Annotated in this window: 18 protein-coding genes; 13 read left to right on the top strand and 5 right to left on the bottom strand. The window is 35.3% G+C overall.

The features are described from left to right. Nucleotides 1-445: 445 nt before the first annotated feature. Nucleotides 446-664 carry a YdbC family protein gene (locus KHA97_RS04280; RefSeq protein ID WP_213123490.1) on the top strand — a complete coding sequence of 73 codons (219 nt, stop codon included), beginning with the start codon at nucleotides 446-448 and terminating at the stop codon, nucleotides 662-664. A gap of 194 nt (nucleotides 665-858) precedes the next feature. Here KHA97_RS04280 and KHA97_RS04275 read toward each other — a convergent pair whose 3' ends face one another. Then, nucleotides 859-1,404 carry an NADPH-dependent FMN reductase gene (locus KHA97_RS04275; protein ID WP_325167403.1) on the bottom strand — a complete coding sequence of 182 codons (546 nt, stop codon included), beginning with the start codon at nucleotides 1,402-1,404 and terminating at the stop codon, nucleotides 859-861. Between the two features lie 706 nt (nucleotides 1,405-2,110). On the opposite strand from KHA97_RS04275, the gene KHA97_RS04270 reads away from it, so the two are divergent. The 11 genes from KHA97_RS04270 to KHA97_RS04225 all read left to right on the top strand — a co-directional run bounded on the left by KHA97_RS04270 (nucleotide 2,111) and on the right by KHA97_RS04225 (nucleotide 17,447). Next, the gene (locus tag KHA97_RS04270; protein WP_213123488.1) at nucleotides 2,111-4,036 is read left to right on the top strand and encodes an FUSC family protein; all 1,926 of its coding nucleotides are present in this window, start codon (nucleotides 2,111-2,113) and stop codon (nucleotides 4,034-4,036) included. A gap of 171 nt (nucleotides 4,037-4,207) precedes the next feature. Next, nucleotides 4,208-5,161, top strand: a complete 954-nt coding sequence (gene uvsE, locus KHA97_RS04265; protein WP_213123487.1) for a UV DNA damage repair endonuclease UvsE — start codon at nucleotides 4,208-4,210, stop codon at nucleotides 5,159-5,161. Between the two features lie 87 nt (nucleotides 5,162-5,248). Beyond that, the gene (locus KHA97_RS04260) at nucleotides 5,249-6,238 is read left to right on the top strand and encodes a LacI family DNA-binding transcriptional regulator (protein WP_213123486.1); all 990 of its coding nucleotides are present in this window, start codon (nucleotides 5,249-5,251) and stop codon (nucleotides 6,236-6,238) included. A 212-nt stretch (nucleotides 6,239-6,450) separates the two neighbouring features. Then, the gene (locus KHA97_RS04255; RefSeq protein ID WP_213123485.1) at nucleotides 6,451-7,857 is read left to right on the top strand and encodes a sucrose-specific PTS transporter subunit IIBC; all 1,407 of its coding nucleotides are present in this window, start codon (nucleotides 6,451-6,453) and stop codon (nucleotides 7,855-7,857) included. A 97-nt stretch (nucleotides 7,858-7,954) separates the two neighbouring features. Beyond that, nucleotides 7,955-9,409, top strand: a complete 1,455-nt coding sequence (locus KHA97_RS04250) for a glycoside hydrolase family 32 protein (RefSeq protein WP_213123484.1) — start codon at nucleotides 7,955-7,957, stop codon at nucleotides 9,407-9,409. A 15-nt stretch (nucleotides 9,410-9,424) separates the two neighbouring features. After that, a complete protein-coding gene (locus KHA97_RS04245) occupies nucleotides 9,425-9,928 on the top strand; it encodes a PTS sugar transporter subunit IIA (RefSeq protein WP_213123483.1) in 504 nt (167 codons plus the stop codon). Between the two features lie 432 nt (nucleotides 9,929-10,360). After that, entirely contained in the window at nucleotides 10,361-10,684 is a 324-nt protein-coding gene (locus tag KHA97_RS23835) for an ArsR/SmtB family transcription factor (protein ID WP_233713287.1), read from the top strand. After that, a complete protein-coding gene (locus tag KHA97_RS23830; RefSeq protein WP_325167424.1) occupies nucleotides 10,685-11,098 on the top strand; it encodes an SRPBCC family protein in 414 nt (137 codons plus the stop codon). 393 nt (nucleotides 11,099-11,491) lie between these two features. Then, nucleotides 11,492-14,662, top strand: a complete 3,171-nt coding sequence (locus KHA97_RS04235; protein WP_213123482.1) for an ATP-binding cassette domain-containing protein — start codon at nucleotides 11,492-11,494, stop codon at nucleotides 14,660-14,662. Nucleotides 14,663-15,148: 486 nt separating this feature from the next. Beyond that, on the top strand, nucleotides 15,149-16,237 hold the full coding sequence (locus tag KHA97_RS04230; protein ID WP_213123481.1) for a polysaccharide deacetylase family protein: 1,089 nt from the start codon (nucleotides 15,149-15,151) through the stop codon (nucleotides 16,235-16,237). A gap of 463 nt (nucleotides 16,238-16,700) precedes the next feature. After that, a complete protein-coding gene (locus tag KHA97_RS04225; RefSeq protein WP_213123480.1) occupies nucleotides 16,701-17,447 on the top strand; it encodes a pirin family protein in 747 nt (248 codons plus the stop codon). A gap of 153 nt (nucleotides 17,448-17,600) precedes the next feature. Here KHA97_RS04225 and KHA97_RS04220 read toward each other — a convergent pair whose 3' ends face one another. After that, complete coding sequence (locus tag KHA97_RS04220; protein WP_213123479.1) at nucleotides 17,601-18,992, bottom strand: MATE family efflux transporter; 1,392 nt, start codon at nucleotides 18,990-18,992, stop codon at nucleotides 17,601-17,603. Nucleotides 18,993-19,253: 261 nt separating this feature from the next. Between KHA97_RS04220 and KHA97_RS04215 the strand changes: the two genes are divergently transcribed. Beyond that, nucleotides 19,254-19,766 (top strand): hypothetical protein, encoded by a 513-nt coding sequence (locus KHA97_RS04215; RefSeq protein ID WP_213123478.1) that lies wholly within the window; start codon nucleotides 19,254-19,256, stop codon nucleotides 19,764-19,766. A gap of 137 nt (nucleotides 19,767-19,903) precedes the next feature. Here KHA97_RS04215 and KHA97_RS04210 read toward each other — a convergent pair whose 3' ends face one another. The 3 genes from KHA97_RS04210 to KHA97_RS04200 form a co-directional block, all read right to left on the bottom strand. Beyond that, entirely contained in the window at nucleotides 19,904-20,284 is a 381-nt protein-coding gene (locus KHA97_RS04210; protein ID WP_213123477.1) for a VOC family protein, read from the bottom strand. 470 nt (nucleotides 20,285-20,754) lie between these two features. Beyond that, on the bottom strand, nucleotides 20,755-21,330 hold the full coding sequence (locus KHA97_RS04205; protein ID WP_213123476.1) for a dihydrofolate reductase family protein: 576 nt from the start codon (nucleotides 21,328-21,330) through the stop codon (nucleotides 20,755-20,757). A gap of 69 nt (nucleotides 21,331-21,399) precedes the next feature. After that, nucleotides 21,400-22,782 carry an amidase gene (locus tag KHA97_RS04200; RefSeq protein WP_213123475.1) on the bottom strand — a complete coding sequence of 461 codons (1,383 nt, stop codon included), beginning with the start codon at nucleotides 22,780-22,782 and terminating at the stop codon, nucleotides 21,400-21,402. Between the last annotated feature and the right edge of the window lie 46 nt (nucleotides 22,783-22,828).

The following is a 22,828-nucleotide window of genomic DNA, read 5'->3' as shown; positions in this document are numbered from 1 at the left end:
TCAAAATAAAATATAGGGGAGAGTCACTCAGATGGTTTCACTGCTGGGTTAAATCGCAAAATTGAAATAAGATGATTCTTTATTTCTCTTTTTGAGGAAGTCTTAGGACGGATTATCACTAGTTTTTCGTTTACAAATGTCTTGAGGAGCAGGTCCAAAAAATAATGATCTATCTTCATACATCATTCTCAAGCCCCAGGACGATTCTCATTTTTCGTAATTCCTCTTATATGACATTATTTTGTGCAGGTTTTTTAATCAGAAGTAGGTACTAGCTTGTCTCTTTTGGACCCAGAGCCTGTGATACCTAGTCTATAATTTGGGTAACATTTAAGAAAAACTTCCTTTTCTCATATTAATAAGGATTCGAAAGTAATATGGAGGGGAACTCTCTATTAAGAACGTCTAAGGCATAGTGAACAAATATTATCAAGGGGGAATTTCCATGGCAGACCTTAAATATGAAATTACCGAGCACATAGCTGTCCTTTCGGAATCACCAAAAGGATGGACAAAAGAGCTTAACCTTATTAGTTGGAATGGTCGTGAACCCAAGTATGACATTAGAGATTGGGCTCCAAATCACGAGAAAATGGGTAAGGGTGTAACATTAACAAATGAAGAATTGGATAGTCTAATGGAAATATTGGGTGAATTAGATTAACTTAAAGCAAAGTAAAACGAGCTAATAAGTATGTTATGTTAAAAGGCAAGAAAGCTGTACTTAATATTAAAACTGATCCCGACATAACCAATATAAAAACATGAGTGTTAATGAAATAACAGTTAACCCGTGAGTAATAAAGTTGGAGTATGGGCAGGTATCTTCTGCACACACTCCAACTTTTTTATACTTTATTAATATTTCTTGATCAATTCAACAAATTCATTAACGAAACCTTGTAGGAATTCTATTGTTCCTTCATTCAGATTACCCTTTTCATCCAATAATTCATGTACAGAACCAATATAAGCTTCTGGTTGTTGAACTACAGGCATATTTAAGAAAGAAAGTACTTGACGTAAGTGATGGTTTGCACCGAATCCAGCAAGAGCACCAGGGGATTGGCTAATGATTGCTGCAGGTTTTCCGTTCCAAACACTTTCTCCATAAGGGCGAGATGCTACATCAAGGGCATTTTTTAATGCAGCTGGGATTGAACGGTTATATTCAGGTGTTACAAATAATACCGCGTCTAATTCTTTGATTGCATTACGGAAATCTGTATATTCTGCAGGAGTTCCGAGGTCCCCTTCAAAATCTTGGTTAAATAAAGGCAGGTGGCCGATTTCAACAAACTCTGTTACATATCCTTCAGGGAATAAAGATGCTACATTATCAGCAACTTGTTTTGAAAAAGAATTTGTACGAAGACTACCTACAATAATACCAACTTTAGTCATGCTATTCATCCATCCTTCTTGTTTGTTTTGAATTCGAGATAATTGCACTGATTTATTTTGAATTCGAGATAATTATACTGGATTCGACATAAATCGTCAAAAGAATTGCTTCAACTTAATACAAGTCGGTCACTATTAATGTCTTGTTCATAAAATTGCTTTTACTCACGATTAATAGAGAGTAGCCAAAAAATGATTATTTAGATATTACAGCTCATCAATAAAAAGGCAATTAAATGTCCTAAACTAATATCAGTTTGATGTAGAGGCTGTACGACGATTTTAAAAGAGAGTTTAACTGTTGGCTATAGAAACAAAAGGTAAGTTCCTGATTAATAGGCAAACATTTTCAATCGATTTTCATAATCTTTTGCTCTCAATTTAAGTTTTTTGTTCTAGATTTTCTAGTAACTTCATGTGGAATAATGGAAGTCCACCACCATGTCTTTTGTTAAGTTGTCTATTTAAAGAAATTACAGAGGGTATTAGAAATATCACTTACCTCCATCCGATTGGCCCCTCGATACTTCTTCAATTAAAGGTCATGCCAAATGAACCGATCATCGGAAAATATAAAAAATTTGGTTTTCATTTCTTTGTGATTACAATCCAAGTAAGATCAGTAAATTATTTCCTTTACGTTTTACTCATAACTTTTGGGTAATCTATAGTAATAATGAAAAAATAATCGTAAAGAAGGATAAAAATGGGTCACAATCAATCCAAAGCGATAGCCCCATCTATTATTAAGCAAGCACTACAGGTTAATAAGAAACCATTTCCTTGGATAAAAGCATTTCGTGCGGGGTTAGCAGCTGCCTTGCCTGTTATGATAGGACTTGCCTTTGGTCATTTACAATATGGGTTAATAGCCGGCTTGGGTGGCTTTGCTTATTTGTATGTTTTTAACATCCCATACGCACAGCGAGCAAAAAAAATATTCTTGGTAGTTCTAGGTTTAACACTTGTTTCATATTTGGGAACTATTAGTGCACCATATCCGCTAGCAGTTGCCGTTCTGATGGGAATCATTGGAGCTGTATCCGTTTTTATTTTTGGTGCATTAAGAATTGCCGGTCCTTCCGCAATCTTTTTTATTTTAGTTTTTGCCTTGACAACAGGAATGCCAATCAATCCAAATGAAGCATTCTTAAGAGCTGGATTGGTATTTCTTAGTGGCAGTTTATCGTGGATGATTGCCATGATAGGATGGATTTTTAATCCACATGGACCTGAAACTGGTGTAGTGACTAGAGTTTATTTGCAGTTAGCGGAACTTTTGGATTCTGTTGGAACGAATAGCTTCACAGCAACCAAGCATAGAGTCATGGAGGTTTTAAATGAATCAGAAGAGACACTTTCAGCGGGTTATATTCCATTGCGGACAACAGACAGGTTCAACCGGTTATATCTATTAAATATGTATGCAAATGAATTGTTTATCACGGTTGTGGAAAATTTTTCAAATGCGAATGATATGTTGCCTAAAGAATTAGGAGAATCCATTCGAATGATGGCAAATTCTTTAAACAAGCGTGGTAACAGAGAAAATAAAAGAATATTGCAGCCGGAGAACATGGAAATGCAGGTAAGTCAGCTGTTCACCACCATCTATAATGCAGATGCAGTCCTTAATGAACCAATTAGTAAAGTGAAAAAATCGATTCAATTTGATAAAGCCTCTCTGAAAACGATTTTTATGGGGGCGTTTGATAAAAATTCAATCGTGCTTATTACGTCCGTACGCATTGGAGTGATTACGGCCATCGCCGCGATCATTGCCTATCAATTTGGATTTATTCGTTCCTATTGGATACCGTTATCTTGTGTAGCCGTGATGTCGGGTGCAACGATTGTAACGACATTTCATCGTGCGATTCAGCGATTTTTAGGTACGGCAATTGGAATAGCAATCGCCGGGTTCATTCTATCTTTCAACCCATCTGGCTTTGTAATTGTGTTGTTAATTTTAGTATTAACATTTATTACTGAGTTGTTTATCGTGAAAAATTATGGATTGGCGGTACTTTTCTTCACCCCAAATGCATTGTTAATAGCTGAAAGTACAAGTCAAGGTGTATTTAGTTTTTCTTATTTTGCCCAGGCGAGATTTATTGACATTGTAATCGGCAGTGCGATTGGCTTATTAGGGGTTTATATCGTAGGAAGTAAATCTGCATCTAGCAGAATTCCGCACTTACTGAGCAAAACCCTTCGAAGTCAAGCACAATTTCTAATGGTACTTTTTTCGGATCAGGGAGAAGGATTTAATGCAAGAAAGAGCAGTGAAAGAATAAAAATGAGGACAAATTTAAGTAATTTAGAAACCTTGTATAACACTGCCACTGGTGAGCTTCCCCCTAATCGTGAGGCGTTAGATTATTACTGGCCGATTCTTTTTTCAACAAAGCATTTAGGATATTTATTAGAAAATTGTTCAAGGGAATCGAATCGGCCAATACTTTCTCACGAAAAATTAGCACAAATACTATTTGCGTTTGAAACAATGGCAAATGCTGCAGCACGGAATGTTTCGGCAAAGCAGATCGAAATTCCTGAAATAGAAGGCTATCCTAGTATACAGAGGGAAATTCAATTTCTACAAAAAGAACTTGGGAGATCGCGTGAGTAATTGAGAAAAGGGCTGTGCTGAAAAGTTAAGACCATACTACCACCCAGAACAGCCTCATTAGTCCCATTAACTGGAAAATTATTCCGTTTATAGTTGACGTAACATAAGGGTATTTATTTCTTTAAATCACAAACACTATTTTCATTATTAATCACGAGTTGGAGTGAAAAGATGATACTCAGATTTGGTTATGTCTCAACGGCACTTTCTTTGTGGGAGGCTTCTCCTTCTCGAACGTTAACGTTTACGAATTGGAAGAAACTAGATAAAGATAGTAGAAAGGAAAAGTTATATCATCTTACTGAGCAAAATTTAAAAAATACGATTCGAATCCTTCATTATAATATCGCACATGGCATTGATATTTACCGAATGTCTTCTTCGTTAGTTCCACTTGCAACACATCCTGAAGTAAAGTGGGATTTTATAACCCCTTTTGAAGATCTCTTCAAAGAAATTGGAGCATTGGTACAACGACATCATTTACGAGTCAGCTTCCACCCAAATCAATTTACATTGTTTACAAGTCCAGATGATCATGTTACGAACAATGCAATAATAGATATGACCTATCACTATGAAATGCTGAAAGCAATGAATTTACACAAAGATGCAACTATCAATATCCATGTTGGTGGAATGTATGGCAATAAGGTGGAGGCCATAAATAGATTTAATAAAAACTTTGTAAAGCTTGATAAAGATATACGGATGCAAACGACGCTTGAAAATGACGACAAGACCTACACAGCAAAAGAAACACTACAAATTTGTGAGGAGCATGGTGTACCTTTTGTTTTTGATTATCATCATCACGTCGCAAATTCTGGAAATGAAGAATTTGAGAATTTGTTACCTAGAATTTTCGCCACATGGGAACGCACTGGAAGGGTACCTAAATTTCACTTATCCTCTCCTAAGTCAGAAAAATTAATACGAGCACATTCGGACTATGTTGATATAGAGTTTGCAATGCCCTTTATAAAAGCATTAAAAGCATACGGAAAATCAGCTGATATTATGATAGAAGCAAAGGCAAAAGATAAAGCTGCATTAAAGCTAGTAGAAGATTTAAGTAAAGTACGTGGTTTCAAAAGGGTAAATGGAGGAGCGATAAAGATTTGAGTTCTAGTGGGGTAGCCTAAGTTTTTTTGTGATAATATATAATTTGATATTAATTAAGATGGATTTATAAATGTGGGGTTGCATATTATGATTACGATTTTAGATATCGCTAAGATGGCAAATGTTTCTCGTACAACTGTATCCCGCGTGTTAAATAATACTGGCTACGTAAGTGAAGAAGCTAGGGAGCGTGTCATGAAAGTAATAGATGAAACTGGATATGTTCCTAGCCAGCAAGCGAAGTCACTTCGAACAAAAGAAACAAAAGTTGTAGGCGTCATTTTACCGAGAATTAGTACTGAAACTTCCAGTAAAGTCGTAAGTGGTATTGATGAAGTATTAAGTGAACACGGGTATCAAATTCTATTAGCCATTACGAATCTGCAAATTGAAAAAGAAATTGAGTACTTAACATTATTAGCTAATCGGCAGGTAGATGGAATCATATTAGTTGCAACGAATGTTCAACAGGAACTAATAAAGGAAATAGAAAAATTAAAACTTCCTTTCGTTGTAATCGGACAAAATATGCCCGGAATATCATCTGTTTATTATGATGATTATCATGCTGCGAAATATTTAACACTACTGCTCCTCAACAAAGGGAAGGAGAGAATTGCTTATATTGGTGTACATGAGACGGACCAAGCGGTAGGTGTTTTAAGAAAAGAAGGCTATATCGATGCTTTAAAAGAAAACCAAATTCCTCCAAGTGAAAAATGGATAGAAATTGGGAGTTTTCATTTGGAGTCAGGGTATGAATGCATGAAAAAATTAATAGAAAATAATGAAGACTTACCAGACGCAGTTTTTGCTGCTACAGATCGGATTGCGATCGGTGCCATGAGGTACTTACAAGAAAAAAACATAAGAATTCCAGAAGATATGAGTATTGTAAGTATTGGTACGTCAGAGTTATCAAAATATATATCGCCAAAACTGACGACAATTGATTATGAAAACGAAAAAGCTGGAAAGGCAGGAGCTGATATTTTATATAATAAAATGAAGGCTGGAGTGTTGGGAGAGAAAAAAATCGTATTAAATTATAGAATAATAGAGGGAGATACTTTATAATTAACATAAAGAATTTTACGAACTGTATTATTCTTGCACACAATATGGAATCGATTCCCTATCTTGAGAATATAATTTTTATAAGGTTTAACTTTATTTTCATCTTTGTGGAATCGATTCCACATCGTGGAATAAAAATTGTGCCCGATTGAATTAGGAATTTACTAATACGGGTAAAGTGTAGTATCAACTTTAAAAAGGAGTGAGAATCCATGTCAGAGAATAGTCAAATTGCAAAAGACCTAATTGAAGCGATTGGCGGAGAAGATAATATCAATTCTGCTGCGCATTGTGCAACAAGACTAAGAATCATGGTCAAAGATAAGGATAAGATTGACCAAGAACGTGTAGAAAATATTGATAAAGTAAAAGGTGCTTTTTTCAATTCCGGTCAGTATCAAGTCATTTTTGGAACAGGTACTGTTAATAGGATGTATGAAGAAGTAGTCAAATTAGGAATTAGTGGTTCGACGAAATCAGAACAAGCTCAAGAAGCAGTTAAAGCTGGTAGTGGCTTTCAACGTGCTATTCGTACATTTGGCGATGTGTTTGTTCCCATTATTCCTGCCCTTGTAGCAACCGGTTTATTTATGGGTTTGCGTGGACTTGTCATGCAAGAACAAATCTTAGCTTTGTTTGGATTAACACCAAATGATATTTCACAGAACTTTATTCTTTTTACTGAAGTTTTAACAGATACAGCTTTTGTCTTTTTACCTGCATTAGTAGCCTGGTCTACTTTTCGGGTATTTGGTGGTAATCCGATAATCGGTTTAGTTTTAGGATTAATGCTCGTCAGTCCTGCACTACCAAATGCATATGCAGTAGCAGCTGGTGATGCTGATCCAATTAAGTTCTTAGGATTTATTCCAGTTGTAGGGTATCAAGGCTCTGTATTACCAGCATTTATCGCAGGTATTGTCGGTGCCAAACTTGAGCGCTGGATCCGTAAAAGAGTTCCAGAAGTGTTGGACTTAATTGTGACTCCATTCTTAACATTATTAATCATGATTACTCTAGCATTATTTGTAATTGGACCGATTTTCCACTCCGCAGAAAATATTATTCTCTCAATATTTAAAGCGATATTAGAATGGCCATTAGGAATTAGCGGTCTCTTAATCGGTGGTTTGAACCAGCTTATCGTCGTCACTGGAGTGCATCATATCTTTAATATGTTAGAAATCCAGCTATTAGAAGCCTATGGCAATAACCCATATAATGCAATCGTCACTTGTGCTGTAGCTGCTCAAGGTGGAGCTTCCCTTGCAGTCGGATTAAAAACAAACTCCGCAAAATTAAAAGCTCTAGCATTGCCTTCATCTCTTTCAGCGTTTTTAGGGATTACCGAACCCGCTGTATTTGGAGTTAACCTTCGTTATTTTAAACCTTTCGTATTTGGTTTAATTGGAGGGGGAGTAGGTGGTTTCTTGTCGGCTATATTCGGTCTAAAGGCAACAGGAATGGCAATCACAGTTATCCCTGGTACTTTACTCTATTTAAATGGACAAATCTTGTTATACCTACTCGTTAATATTGTTGCGATTGCTACGGCGTTTATTTTAACATGGCTTTTTGGATTCTCCGATAAGATGGTAAAAGATTTGAATAAAAACTAATTGAAAAAAACTAAATGAGCGGTGAAGAGTAAGTATACTCTATACCGCTTTTCTGCTGTTAAAGGTATAGCTTACTATTTTGTAAAAGGAGTTCATTATGGAGAAGGACAAACAGCTAAGAAATAAGATAATACAAAGGTTAAAGGATTGCGAGCTACAGGATGATAATCGGGTAGCTTTTCATTTGACTCCACCAGTTGGTCTATTGAACGATCCTAACGGGTTAGTATATTACAAAGGAAAATATCATGTATTTTATCAATGGAACCCATTTGAGACGAAGCATACGTTTAAATGTTGGGGTCATTATTCTTCAAAGGATCTTATTCATTGGGAGGAACACCCACCAGCATTAGTGCCAAGTGAATGGTATGAAAAAGACGGATGTTATTCTGGTTCTGCCATTGAATATAATAATATGTTATATCTTTTTTATACCGGAAACGTTAAAACGGAAGAAGGTGGCCGGGAAACATATCAATGTCTAGCGGTATCTGAAGATGGTATTCATTTTGATAAAAAAGGACCAGTCATTCATTTACCTGAAGGATATACCCCTCATTTTCGAGATCCCAAAGTGTGGCAGCAAGAGAATAAGTGGTTTATGGTCATTGGTGCACAAACTACATCACTTGATGGTACCGTTGTTCTTTTTTCATCGGACGATTTAGAGCATTGGCAAATGGAAGGTCCGTTAGCAGGGAATGGTATATCCCTACCAAATGAATTTGGATATATGTGGGAATGTCCTGATTTTTTTTACTTAAATAATATGGATATCTTATTGGTTTCTCCTCAAGGATTAAAGACAGAACCATTTAAATATGAAAATTTATTTCAATCCGGATATTTTATCGGTGAATGGGATTTGATGGAAAATACGTTTGTTCATGGTGAATTCAGTGAACTTGATCATGGTTTTGACTTTTATGCACCACAGACTTTTGAAGATCGTTCAGGCAGAAGGATTTTAATTGCTTGGATGGGCATGGGGGATGAACAAGAGCAGTCTCATCATTCAATAAAGAGTGGGTGGGTTCATGCATTAACAATTCCTCGAGAAATATACTTAAAAGACGGCAGTTTATATCAAAAGCCTGTTGAAGAACTGAAGCAATTACGAAAAAATCCAAAGTCAGAAACCATAACAATCGCCAATGAGCAAATGGAATTCCCATTAGACAGTGAACTTAATGAAGTATTTATAGATATTGAACAATTTGATGGGAAACAGTTTGAAATTCAACTACAGAACAATTGTAAGCTCATTTTTAATAATGAAAAAGGTATTTTAACATTAGAAAGAAAAAGCTTTGATCAGGGCAATCTTGAAACTAGGCAATGTAAAATTGATAAATTGCAAAACATTCACATGTTCTTAGATCGTTCTTCATTAGAAATTTTTATTAACGATGGCCAAACTGTATTTACAAGTAGATTCTATAAGGATACAGTAGAGAATCAATGTGTAATAACCGTCGAAGGAAAATCAAAGTTTACGTGGGAAAATTGGAGCCTTCATTCCTATCAAATTAATAATCTAAAGTCTTAAAAAGGTTGTGTTTATATGTTTAAAAATCTTTTCGGTAAAAAGCAAGCAGTTTCTAAAACTATCGAGCTTAAAGCATACGCTACAGGAAACATCTTGCAACTAGAAGATGTTCCAGATCCTGTTTTTTCGAAAAAATTAATGGGCGATGGTATCGCCATTGAACCACAAGAAGGGAAATTTGTCTCTCCGGTCGATGGGGAAGTCATACAAGTTTTTCCTACAAAACATGCTATTGGAATAAAAGCATTAAATGGTGCAGAAATTTTAATTCATATTGGTTTAGAAACTGTTTCTATGAATGGTGAGGGCTTTACTTCCCATGTTGTAGAAGGAGAAAAAGTAAAAGCTGGTGATACTCTTGTCACAATTGATCTCGAAAAAGTTAAAGAAATGGCAAAAAGTATCATAACTCCAATCGTTATTACGAATTCTGATGATATGGAAAGTATTGACCATTTGATTTCATCCGGAAGCGTTTCAGTAAATGAGGAAGTTATTTTGCGCGTAACTTCAAAATAACTCCTAATAAAAATTCAATTCAGTAATATCGTTAACTGCATCACTAATTGTTAGACACACATTTAACAATTAGTGGTGTTTTTATTGTGGCTAAGTTTTTCAATTGACAGAAATTAAACAGACTATCTCTTATTCTATCAGGAGCAAAAGATTGTATTACATACATGAATTATGTAGACTCAGTTTTTAAGGGAAATAAGAACCTCATTTTTCCTAATCAAGAATGTTCGTACGGTTCTTTATCTTCTTAGAGGGAATTTATTTAACAAAGAATTAATATGTTTCCACTGAATAATTAAGATATAACCCTTATACGTCATGAAAGAGAATAAAAATAATAAAGTTATGAAAAAATAAATATTGACTGGACACTTTATGGTGTCTTATAATAAAGACACCAATTGGTGGCCAATTTGTAAGGAGAGGGTGATTTTGAACGATAAAAATCAAGAGCGAGATGTTTATGGAGCTATTGCTGATCCAACAAGACGCAAATTGCTACGTTTGTTAGCAGAAGCAGAGGAGTTACCTCTTCACGAATTAACCCCTCAATTTCAAATGGGTCGTACTGCTGTTTCTAAACATTTGGCCATTCTTAAAAATGCTGGTTTAGTTGCTGACCGTAAAGTTGGTAGAGAAACAAGATATCGCCTAAATGCTGCTCCCTTAAAGGAGATTAAAGATTGGGTATCTTTTTACGAGAAGTTTTGGACGGATAGAATGGCAATTTTAAGAAGTTTATTAGAGGAGGAGTAAATAATGGCAGATGTATCATTAGATTTCCAGTATAAAAGTTCAATCGGTAAAGTGTGGAACGCATTAACAGATTCGGATATGCTTGCAAAATGGATATGGAAAAACGACTTTAAACCAATCGTAGGACATAAATTTCAATTCCGCTCTGAGCCAAATGAATGGTGGGATGGAATTGTAAATGGCGAGGTGCTCGAAGTGAACGAGCCTCATACATTATCTTACATTTGGGCAAGTGCTGGAGAAACAACTACTATTACATGGACTTTAACTGAAAAAGAAGATGGAACAACCAATCTCCATATGGAGCAAACTGGATTCAGTGAAGCAACAAAAGCCCGCGCCGGAGCGATCCAGGGAGCTAAATATGCTTGGACGAAAAATGGTGAACAACTGGAAAAAGTGTTGGCTGAATAGTAAAGAAGATTTCTTCATCTATTAGGATGCCTGCTTTTCAGGACCAACCTTCTAAGCGGACGCTTGAATATTTCATTCAAGTAGAAATTGATCAATATTATCATTAATTGTCTTATACAAATAAAACAATCTTCAAAAATATGGCGCTTTTCCAGAAAAAGAAAAGCGTCATTTTTATCATGTAACTGAGGTTAAGTAAATACTTTGTGGGGACGTTGATAAAAGGACCACTAACTGCTGGAGTTGAACCATGGATTTTTCTTTTAAAAAATTGGAGTGAATATAAAACAAAATATATAAAATCTTCGTCTTCAATTATTATGACAAACAATAAATTCTTTTCAAGTCTTACTTACATGGCCATACTTAATTTAGAGAAGGGGAGGACAGGCTATGAAAATAAATCAATTAATTGCTAACAATATTAACCGGTTAGATACCAACTTGCCGGAAGATCAATCGTTAGGAATTGCTGGATTGTCAGGTTCCGGTAAGACTACATTTTCTCAAACGATTGGTGAAGAATCCAAGAAGCGTCTCGTTTCCTTATTGCCAAAGGCTGAATATCAGTATTTGTTTCCAAATATTATGGAAACCAATTTCAGTGCCATCAAGATGGAAGACATGCCATTAGTCCTTTTTCTTGGAAGATCATCCATTTCTGCCAATCCTCGTTCAACGATTGGCACCCATACAGGCGTTTTTAAAGAGATCCGCGTACGTCTTGCTGAAAAATTTAATCTTTCTCCAGAAGTGTTTTCATTTAACAATGAATTAGGCTGGTGTCCTGGGTGTAAAGGACGGGGTACGAATAAAAATGTCGAATGTAAAAAGTGTGAGGGTAGACGCTATAGTTCTGAAGTCGAGAAATATACAATTGTATTATTTGAAAAACAACATAGTATTTCTGATATCAACAATTTAAGTATTGAAACGATTCTTTCCCTTGCAGAAGAATTACATATTAGTGAAGCGAAACAACTTATTCTAAAACATATTATCAATATGAATATTGGTTACTTAACATTAGATCGCATTATGGGTACGTTGTCAGGTGGAGAATTAACACGACTATACTTGGCAGAATTCATGGCAGCCAGCGAAAATACCGTGATTATTATTGATGAAATCTCTGTTGGTCTTGATCACGTAACGCTAGTAAAAATTTTAGAACAGATTAAGCAATTAGGTTATAAGAATCAAATATGGCTCATTGATCATTCCGACACAGTACTCGATGCAACGGATGATCAATTGTTCTTTGGACCAGGCAGTGGGAAATATGGAGGGAAAATTGTTAAAGAATCACCGCGCCCACAGCCAATCCATTGGCAAAGAAATCAGGAAATACCAACGGAATATTATCAATTTCACGATCTTCACTGTCGTAATATTCAAATGGATAAAATTAAGATTCCTAAAAATAGACTAGTAACCATTACAGGTGAGTCTGGATGTGGTAAATCAACACTTGTCAATGAGTGTATAGTAAAAGATTTTCTGAAGCGATATCCAAAAGATAAACTAGTAATGGTAGGTCAAGATCGTAACCAATCGATTACCAGCCGTTCAACCGTTGCAACTTTTCTTGATATCAAAAAGAAGCTCACAAAATATAGTGAAGATATTGATGATATTTTTCAGCGCTCGATTGAAGATATTATTGAGGAACTGCCAAATGAAGACATCGCTCATAAACGCTTGAGCCTATTAATTAAACTGGGGCTCGGTTATTTAACGTTGGAAAGAAAGACACAAACCTTATCAACTGGAGAATTTCAATGTGTCCATTTAGTTTCTGAGCTGTTCTCGAACTCAAGAAACCCACATACTCTTTTTATTTTTGATGAGCCATCAAAAGGATTGTCTCAAAATATATTAAACCAATTTATTGATAGTGTAAGGGGCATTCTGCAGGACGAATCTGTCAGCATCATGATGATTGAACATAACGACTATATGCTGGAAAGCTCTGATTTTATCATTGATTTTGGAAAAAGACAGCTAGAACCTGTTGAGCATCTTGATGTTGTCAGTCATGATGATTATTTTCGTCAAAAAAATAGTGAAAATAAAGTTGTTCCATCACATATTTCTTCTAAACTCAAACAGCAAAATGGCATTCACTACTTAAAAGAAAACCATATTGGTTACTTTAAAAATGCAGAAAACATTTATAAGGGCGGTATCTTAAAAAGTCTATCGTCAATGGCCCGTCTGATATATGGTGAATACGAATCCGACACCATCGCACCTGTCATCGCCATTGATCTTGAAAGGCATTTGTATAGTCAATACAGCTTTCTCTATGAGATAGGTGGATTAATCAACCATATTGTAGCTGCCCATCCGACCAATAAAGATACAAGAAGCTTCGATTTCTTTAATCAAGAAAATTTTTGTCCATGTTGTTCTGGGAGACGGGTTATTGAAAAATTTGATTTTGATGTAGTCATTCAAGATAAAACAGTACCATTTTGGGATGGCCTATTACATCCAGACGTAATGGAAGTATTGAAGTATTATCAATATCCGAAATTGCAATTCCTTTTTGATGAGATTAAGAATGAACTTAATCAAGATATTAGTAAAAGCTATAATGAGATGACAGAAGCGGAAAAGCATACATTTTTATATGGTTATTGGGAAACGTCATTTTATGATAAAGCCGGCAAGACCCGGAGGACATGGGAAGGATTTAATAAAATCCTTGGGATGTATATGGCCATTTCAAAATCAAAGATTAAAGAGGATATGAAAGCATCAAAAGAGAAGATTAAATGTCCGATTTGTGAAGGATCTGTGCTTAACCATCATAAAAAACTAAAATTTGGTGACACGGATATACGCGAGATTATTCATCAGCCACTTGATCAAGTTATTGAGACAGTAGGAAAGTTACCAGAACTGGAAAAACTAAAAGCAATAGTTGGCGGCGATATGACGCTTACGGAAGATGTCTCTTTACTCCCTAGGGAAACACAAGTTTCGCTGAAAATGCTTGAATTGGAACTAGCAAGCTTTGTAGAGTATGAAATCGTATTACAAAATGTTTTACCGTTCTGGGACAGAATTAAAGGTAATATTGAAGCGATAAGTACTAAAAATCTGATCACAATCTGTGATTTTCCCAATATTGACGAAACGAGAGAAACCATTATTGATAAGTATTTCACCAATGGAAAATACAAAAAACTAACGTATGTGTATGAAGCGTTTGGATATAAAAAATTGGTGACCGAAATAAATAAGATTAAAAAAAGTCATCCATGTCCATTTTGTAAAGGGAAGAAAGTCATTTCAGAAGATAATCTCCATGATGGCGTCTTTAAATTAACAATTCCATGTGTTAGTTGTCATGCAAGTGGCATCAATGATGAAGGTCGTGAGGAAACAGTCGATGGCATAGATGTACAAACGTGGCTAACTGGTAAAGTAAGGGATGTTGTACCTGAAAGCTGGAATCTTGAAGCTGTTGCAGATATACCAATTTTCAATCGTATTCGTGAATTGAATAAACGAGAAATGATGGAAGTTTATCAATACCTTGAGCAAAATAATTAAATTAGAACAAGCGATATTTTATTTCATTGTAGATGTCAGACAGTGAAGAAAACCCATTTGCATAATATATTGCAAATGGGTTTTTTTTTCATTCTGAAGAGGTTTTTTGGCTTAAAAATAAAAATGTCAATCTAGATAGACAAAAGAACGTAAAAAATCTACTAATGATCTCCACATACTAATCAAAGCAAAAGTTTTTAGTCATTCTCTCATTCTATTGTGTAAAGGAATTAATAGAAAGAAAGGAAATCTAGATATATAAAGTGTTATTTAACAACAGGGCGCATTAATAGAGCAGCGAAAAGCCTAATTTCTTAGTATTAATTTGAGAAATTAGGCTTTTAAACATTATAAATATGCCTTTTGTAGCGAGAGACCCCCTAAAGGCCCTCATTATTTTTTCCAAAAATAAACGGTATTTTTATGTATGATTTGTTGATAAAATCTATTCTGTTGGAAAAAAGATAGATTCACTGGGGGATTAAAATGATTAAAATAAACAAAATAGAGAGAAAACGGGCATTTTTGGGCATTATTCTCTTTTCTTTCATCGTATCAGGTATTTTCGGGGTAGTGCCAGCCCAAGCTGCAACAATATCATCGGCTTATTTTTCGGTTGATGGTGAACTCATTAAGACAAACTATTATATGCAAAATGGTCGTGTAATGGTACCTGATCTATTTTTCAAGCATACAGGTGCCACAGTTGATAAGAATGAAAAATATAATTCTATTGCTGTGGAGAGAAATAATATTGTTGCACTCTACTTGGACAAGGCGTATATGGACTATTTCGTAAAAGAAAAAAACAAATGGATCCGTGAATACCTTGCTACAACCACAACGGTTATTAATGGCCGTCCTTATATTCCATTAATAGAAACTGCATTAAAATTAGGGATGACCGTTTCCTATGATTCTAAAATCAATCGAACCTTTATTCAAACAAACGCTCCAAAAGAGAGCAAGCCAATCGCTATCAAAAAAGGAGAAACAACTGAAAAGAAAATTGCTTTAACTTTCGATGATGGCCCAGACAAAATTATTACACCTCAACTTTTGGATATTTTAAAAGAAAAAGGTGTACACGCCACGTTTTTTGTAGTTGGAGAGCAAGTTTCTTATTATCCGCAGTTGGCTAAAAGAATGGTAGAGGAAGGGCATTCCATTGCAAATCATTCATGGAATCATCCGGAATTATCCAAACTTTATACGGCACAAGTTATCCAACAGCTTACATCTACAAATGAACTCATTGAAAAGGTAACGGGGGTTAAACCTACCTTATTACGGCCACCATATGGCGACTTTACAGCTGCTGATGCTCTGGTATTTGAAAAACTAGGATTTAAAAATATTCTTTGGTCCGTGGATACAATCGATTGGGATGGTAATTCAGCAGAGAATATATTAACGATTGTAAACAGGGATAAATCACCAGGAGGGATTGTCCTCCAGCACAACTTCCAAAATACCAAATTACAAGGCACTGTCGATGCGCTTCCGAAGATGATTGACCAATTAAGAGCAGAAGGCTACAAGTTTGTAACAATTGACAGCTTATTAGCAAAATAGTAGTTTAAAATATTTATATAAACATGAATAGGTTATAAGGTTCGCTACAAAGCCTACAGATGCTTGATAAAAGAGATGTACTCAACCCTCGTTACTTTAAATAAAGTACGGGGGTTTTCCCATTTGTTTAATGTAAAACTGTTTTGAAGTTTATTATTAAACAAACATGTAAAAGAATAAAAAAATGATGGACTGTTACAAAAGTACTTTTATCTTGGACATTAATTAGTTAAACGGCAGGTTAGCAAAAGAAAGATTTTTCGAAATAAAATTGGGAATTCAAGGATATTAAAGAAGAACTATGAGAGGATGCCCAAGTTTCTGTGATGTTAATGGAATTATTTTCTGGTAGTAAAAAAGTTTTATTGATGAAGATCACGAGAAGCATAAACCATAATAACCTTACCATGTAATGGGTTTTGTTATAATAAAAGCATATTGAAGATACAGTAGGTGACTTGGCATGTTACAGAAATTATCAGCAGATAATCATAGGCAACCTTTCAAAGGACCCATTACTATTACTCGAATTCAACCTAGTGACATTTATGTGGAAAAGAAGGCAGATTCAGCATTTGGACCATTAAGTATCATTGATCATGCAGTAATGAAAAAGGGAATCACGATTAAAATGCATGAGCATGTAAATGATGAGATATTGAGCTATGTTTGGAAAGGCACGATGTATCATAAGGATTCCAGAGGTCTAGAAGAACCAGTATCTCCTGGAAAATTAATGATGATGAATGCAGGATATAGCTTTTGGCATGAAGAAAAAGTAAAAAATGATCAAGTTGAGATGCTTCAAATTTTTGTTAGGCCGAGGGAGACAAATCTCGAACCGAATATTCAGTTTCACTCAAAGGCTATTTCAAATCGAGAGTGGTATTTGATGGTAGGCCCTGAAGACAGTAACGCACCACTTCACATAAGACAAAATGTCTATATTTTGGATGCACATCCGAAAAAAGGGGATGTATTAGAAATTCCTGTGTATGAAGGTTTTCAACCATTTTTATATGTTTTAGACGGAGAAATTGCTATTAACGATTTGATGATAAAAAAACAGGAAGCTGTAACCGACTTAGAAGATCCACTTCCACCCATTACAGCATTGACCCACACTACCGTAGTGCTATTTTTTGTAGATATGAATGCACCTATGTCACTAGATGGTACAATAAGTGGAAATAAGAAAAAACTAGTTTAAACTCTAGCATTCCATTCATAAATGATACAATTGAAAAATTGCATCCCCAATCGTTAAGCATATCTTACTGTTGGAGATGCAATTTTTATGGAATAGCTATATATTAACTAATTAGAAGTACCAATTAGAATTTAAATAAAAATAGATATTTCTTCAATTTGCCTTCAGAATTTTTTCATCAATTTCATTCTCTTTGGAATCAAACGTCCTAATCCACCTAAATCGGTTCACCTTCACAATCGCTACAAAACATTTCAATATTTGATCTGATTTCAGACAAATAAAAGTGATCAAAGGTGATAGATTAAATACGAATGCACAAAGGGCTGAAGCTGGAAGGACAATCATCCACATGAAAATAGTGTCATTGATCAATACAAATTTCGTATCTCCGCCACTCCGAACAATCCCTGTTAATGCAGGCATCTGATAAGCAGTGCCAATTACCGAAATAGAGAGAATGGTCATGAACTGCAAGGCAAGAGATCTTGCCTCTTCCGAAATAGTATAGAAGTCAAGAACTAGGCCCTTTGTTAAAAACAATAGCACACCTGTAAAGAACCCAATAATAACATACAAGATTTGTAATGTTTTAGCGTATGATTTAATTTTATTGACGTTTCCTTCACCAATCGTTTTTCCAATTAATACGGTTGTTGCACTAGCAGAGGCAAAAACGGCGACGGCTACTATTCCAAAAACGGTTGTTGCAATGCTGTTTGCTGCAATGGCAGCTGCTCCCATATGGCCGAGAATAGCAGTTTGTACAGCCATCGCTAATCCCCAAATAAAGTTAGACATAATAATAGGTGATCCTAGATTTATATATTGCTTGAATAAATCCAGTTCAACATGTATAAAATCTCGAAGTTTCAAATAGATTTTTTGGTCAAATCGCTTCACGTAAATGATAATTATCATTAATTCGATAATTCTTGAAGTTAGAGTCGCAATAGCTGAGCCCTGCACACCTAAACTCGGAAATCCGAAATGTCCATATATCAAGATGTAGTTTAGACAAACATTGATAATAAGAGTAGAAATGGATAATATAAACCCAATTTTTACGGTTTCTACACTTCTTAATATAGCTATAAGAATGCTAGTAATAGAAAAGAAAATATACGAAAAGCATATGATCTTTAAAAATTTTGTTCCTTCAGAAATAACATTTGCGTCTTTCGTAAAGAGTGACAGAACTGCTTCTGGGAAGAAAAAGATAATCGCCCACATAATCAACCCTACTAAAATGGATATTCTCATGCCAATGCTTGATATCTTCTTAATGGATACGATATTTTTTGCTCCCCAGTATCTTGAAGCCATAATGACCATACCTTCACCAACACCCATTACAAGCATCTGCAGAACGAATTGAATTTGATTTGCTAACGCAACTCCAGAAAGGGCGTATTCACTATATCCTCCAATCATAAGATTGTCTGATAGATTGATCCCGAACGTAATAATGTTTTGCAGTCCAATGATAACTGTTAAAGTAAAGAATGTTTTGTAAAATGATTTTTCTCGTACAAATAAGCTCATTAATTGGAACCCTTCTTCGCTATAAGATGTTTTTCTATATTTTTGTAAATTCATACAATATTGAAATTTTATCAGATTATTTCTGGAATACAATACTTTCTATAGTGTTATTTCTACTTTGCTAAATGAAAAAGGAACATTATTTGATTAATAGTAGTCGGGTATAATAGTTATTGAGGAACAGTAATATTTTGTATTAGATATTTAAATGCCTACTAGTAATGATATTTAGGCATATTAGAAAATTTTTCGGAGGACCAAATGTACGATCCAACCATTTTTGAAAATTTAAAAGTAGCATTTGAAAATCATGTATACGATCTTGATAATATCCATCGCATAATAACCATTATGAACCGTGTAGATCGAATGGATTTCTCTGTTCTTGCTAGGGAATTTTCTATTCAATTTGCTTTGGTGGATCAACCTGATGTCACTGCAGAAATTGTATTAGAGGCTTCATTAGAGGATCTGGCAGGCGAGATATTAGAATGGAAAGGGACAAGTCCGGGGTGTTCTATTACATTACGATTTTATAAACGTATCAATAACGTGGCGATTCAATGTAAAAACATTGAACAAATATTGATTTCTATTTGGGAAAATGACATAGAACTTACCCAAACATTAAGTTTTATCTATGGGGATGATTTAAATTACATAAACAAAGTGGAAGCCAGATTTAAACATAAAATTAACGAAGAAAATATGAATGAGATAGTGGAGTTTCTTGATCACGTATTAAATACGCTGGAGGAACTAACTGAAATTTGAAGATAATTCAAAACGGAATTTTATATGAAGTATGCATCTGATCCGCAAAATAGACATGAATCTGTGTTGACAGACCCTAATTGCATACCAAGTAACAGAAAAAATGCAGGGAAAAAGACCCTGCATTTTATCATTTTTTACTTTTTTTCCATCACAGCAAAATAATTATGTTCACGATCAGCAAAATTAAATACTCTTCCAGATGGCATATTAACAATTTCACCGACGGTAATCCCATGAGATGTTAAGTTTTGATATAATTTATCAAGATCTTCAGTAAAAAACATTAAAGAAGGGGTACCAAGGTTTAATTCAGGCTGCATTTTAGCGATTATATCTTTATTATGGAGTACAATACTCGTTTGCGCTTCTTTTGAAGGAGCTATTTCAATCCATCTCATGCCTTGACCATTATCAGCTTCCGAAATGACAACGAATCCTACTTGTTCAGTCCAAAATTTCACTGAGTCATCCTGATTATGTACATATAACATTATTTGACCGACTTGATTAATCATTTTCCGTTCCTCCTTAAGATAAAAGTTTAAATTAATTATATCATTGGAATGGCAGTTAATTACAAATTTAATAATGTTAGCTGGATGGTTATCTTTTTGTAAAAAAGAATAAAACCGCGTTGTGCTCCCAACTCTGGTGGTTTTAACACGTTTTATACTTGATATCCCATTAGGTACCAACTATTGCGTCGCCGTTTCGATGTTATCCGCATCGAAACATTTTTTTCTTTATGTTATTCTTACCAGGGGTACCGCCAACATATTAACGAAAATATACGCTAAGCCCTGAATTGCGCCCGACTTGGCGTTTCTCCTTACTCTAAGCTCAAACGACACAATCACCCGTCAAACTGAATTGAACTGACTTTTAAAAAAAGCAGTGACGGACTAGGAACTCGAAAGACCTAGACTTCCGCTGCTTTTATTGTGCTAACGTAATCCTTTAGCGTAATCTACTTTAGGAGATAAGGTCATCTAACCGTCTGGTATGCGAGGCCAATGGCTCCAGAATCAAATGTCTTGTTTTCGATAAGTTTAAGATTGATCTTCTCCTTGAGACCTTGGAATAACGGCAACCCGCTGCCGATCAGGACGGGAGAAACCGTAATTTTATACTCATCTATTAAATCAAGCTGCATAAGGTAGTGTGCGAACCTAGGACTGCCGAGGATGACCATATCCTTGCCTGGCTGCTGTTTGAGGTTCTTGATCTCTTCCTCGACATCTTCTTTCACTAGTCTGGAATTGTTCCATTCGACTTTCTCCAGCGTCGTGGAAAAAACGACTTTGGCTGTCTTTTCGATCCACTCGGCATGATTCAGTTCATGCTGCGAAGCTGATGGGTTCGAAGGCACAGATGGCCAGTAACTGTGCATCATCTGATAAGTCCCACGTCCCCAAATGACAGTGTCGGCAGTACTCAGAATTTCTTTCGCGTGTTTCTCCAAATCAGCATCGTAGGAAACCCAGCCAATGTCCATTTCACCGTTCGGCCCTTCCACAAAACCGTCAAGCGATGCGTGCAGAAATAGAACGAGTTTTCTCATTTCAGTTCTCCTTTGTTTATGAGGGATATCTACATTATACCTAATGAATCATTTATGAAAACATTCCATTTATTTATTAATAGCTAATTCTGCTAGTTTATTTCTTTTTTCATAAAATGAAGTCAAGAATCCTTGTTCATAAGCAAAACCTGCATGAATTAAAACTCGTTCATTATATCGTGCGGCTGCAAGTTGTAATCCAACTGGAAGTCCATTATCAGCCAAGCCGCATGGTATCGATAATGCTGGGTGTCCCGTTACATTGAATATAGCCGGAAGGCGAATCATTGTATGATATACACTATCTTGCGTACCGTTGATTTCCACCATTTCCTCACCAATTTTTTGAGGAGTGATTGGTGTAGTAGGAGTAGCGATGATATCTACTTTTTCAAATAGCCGCTCGATTTGTATAGTTATTTGGGCTCTTCTCTTTAAAGCTTTTATATAGTCAAGTGCTGGAATAGCATGGCTATTTTCAAGAGATGCTTTTACATCTAAACCTAACGAATCCAATGCAGATAAAATGGTTTCTTCATGAACAAAGCCTGCCTCTGATAATCCTATTGCAAAGGAAAGAGCAAGATCCTCGGGAGAATAAGGGATATCTATTTCGATTAGAATTGCTCCAAGACTTTCTAAATCTTTTAAAGCTTTCTTATAAAGAATTGCAGTATTTTCGTCAATTCCTTCATTAAAATAGTTTTTCGGAACACCAATCCTTAATCCTCGAATATCTTCTTTTAAGTTTACCGTAAAATTTTTACCCGTCATGGCTTCCATTATAATAGCTAGATCATCCATATTTTTAGTTAGAGGACCTATATGGTCGAGAGTCCAGGAAATATGTTTTACACCGGAAGCATCTATTAAACCGTGAGTTGGTTTTAAACCGATGACACCGCAAGAAGCTGCAGGAATGCGAATGGAACCGGCTGTATCAGTTCCAATTGAAGCAGCACTTAAAGAAGCTGCTACAGCTGCACCAGACCCACCACTTGATCCTCCTGGTGTATACTCATGATTCCAAGGATTTTTAACAGGACCGTAAAACGGATTATTTGATGTAATTCCAAACGCAAATTCATGCATATTCAATTTTCCTAGATTAATAGCACCTTCTTTTTGAAGAGTGCGAACTACACCTGCATCTTCTATTGGGATAAAATTTTCATCAATTTTTGAACCACTTGTTGTTCGAATACCTTTAGTATTTAAATTATCCTTATATGAGAGAGGGATTCCTTCTAAAATTCCAGAAGCTTCATCAGCAGCATATCTTTTTACTGCAATCTCTGCTTGTTGAAGTGCAATATTTTCCGTTACTGTTATGTAAGCATTTAAATCTTGTAAATGGTGAATTCTGTCTAAATACATTTTAGTAACTTCTACTGGAGAAAATAGTTTTTTCTCATAACCTTCTTTCAGCGAACGAATCGATAAGTTTTCCATTAATCGAACCTCCACAAAATAATTTACATCAAGCTTATCATATAAT

The sequence above is a fragment of the Lederbergia citri genome, from assembly GCF_018343625.1.
Lineage (GTDB): Bacteria > Bacillota > Bacilli > Bacillales > Bacillaceae_C > Lederbergia > Lederbergia citri.
This window is presented reverse-complemented; position numbering and strand designations above follow the sequence as displayed.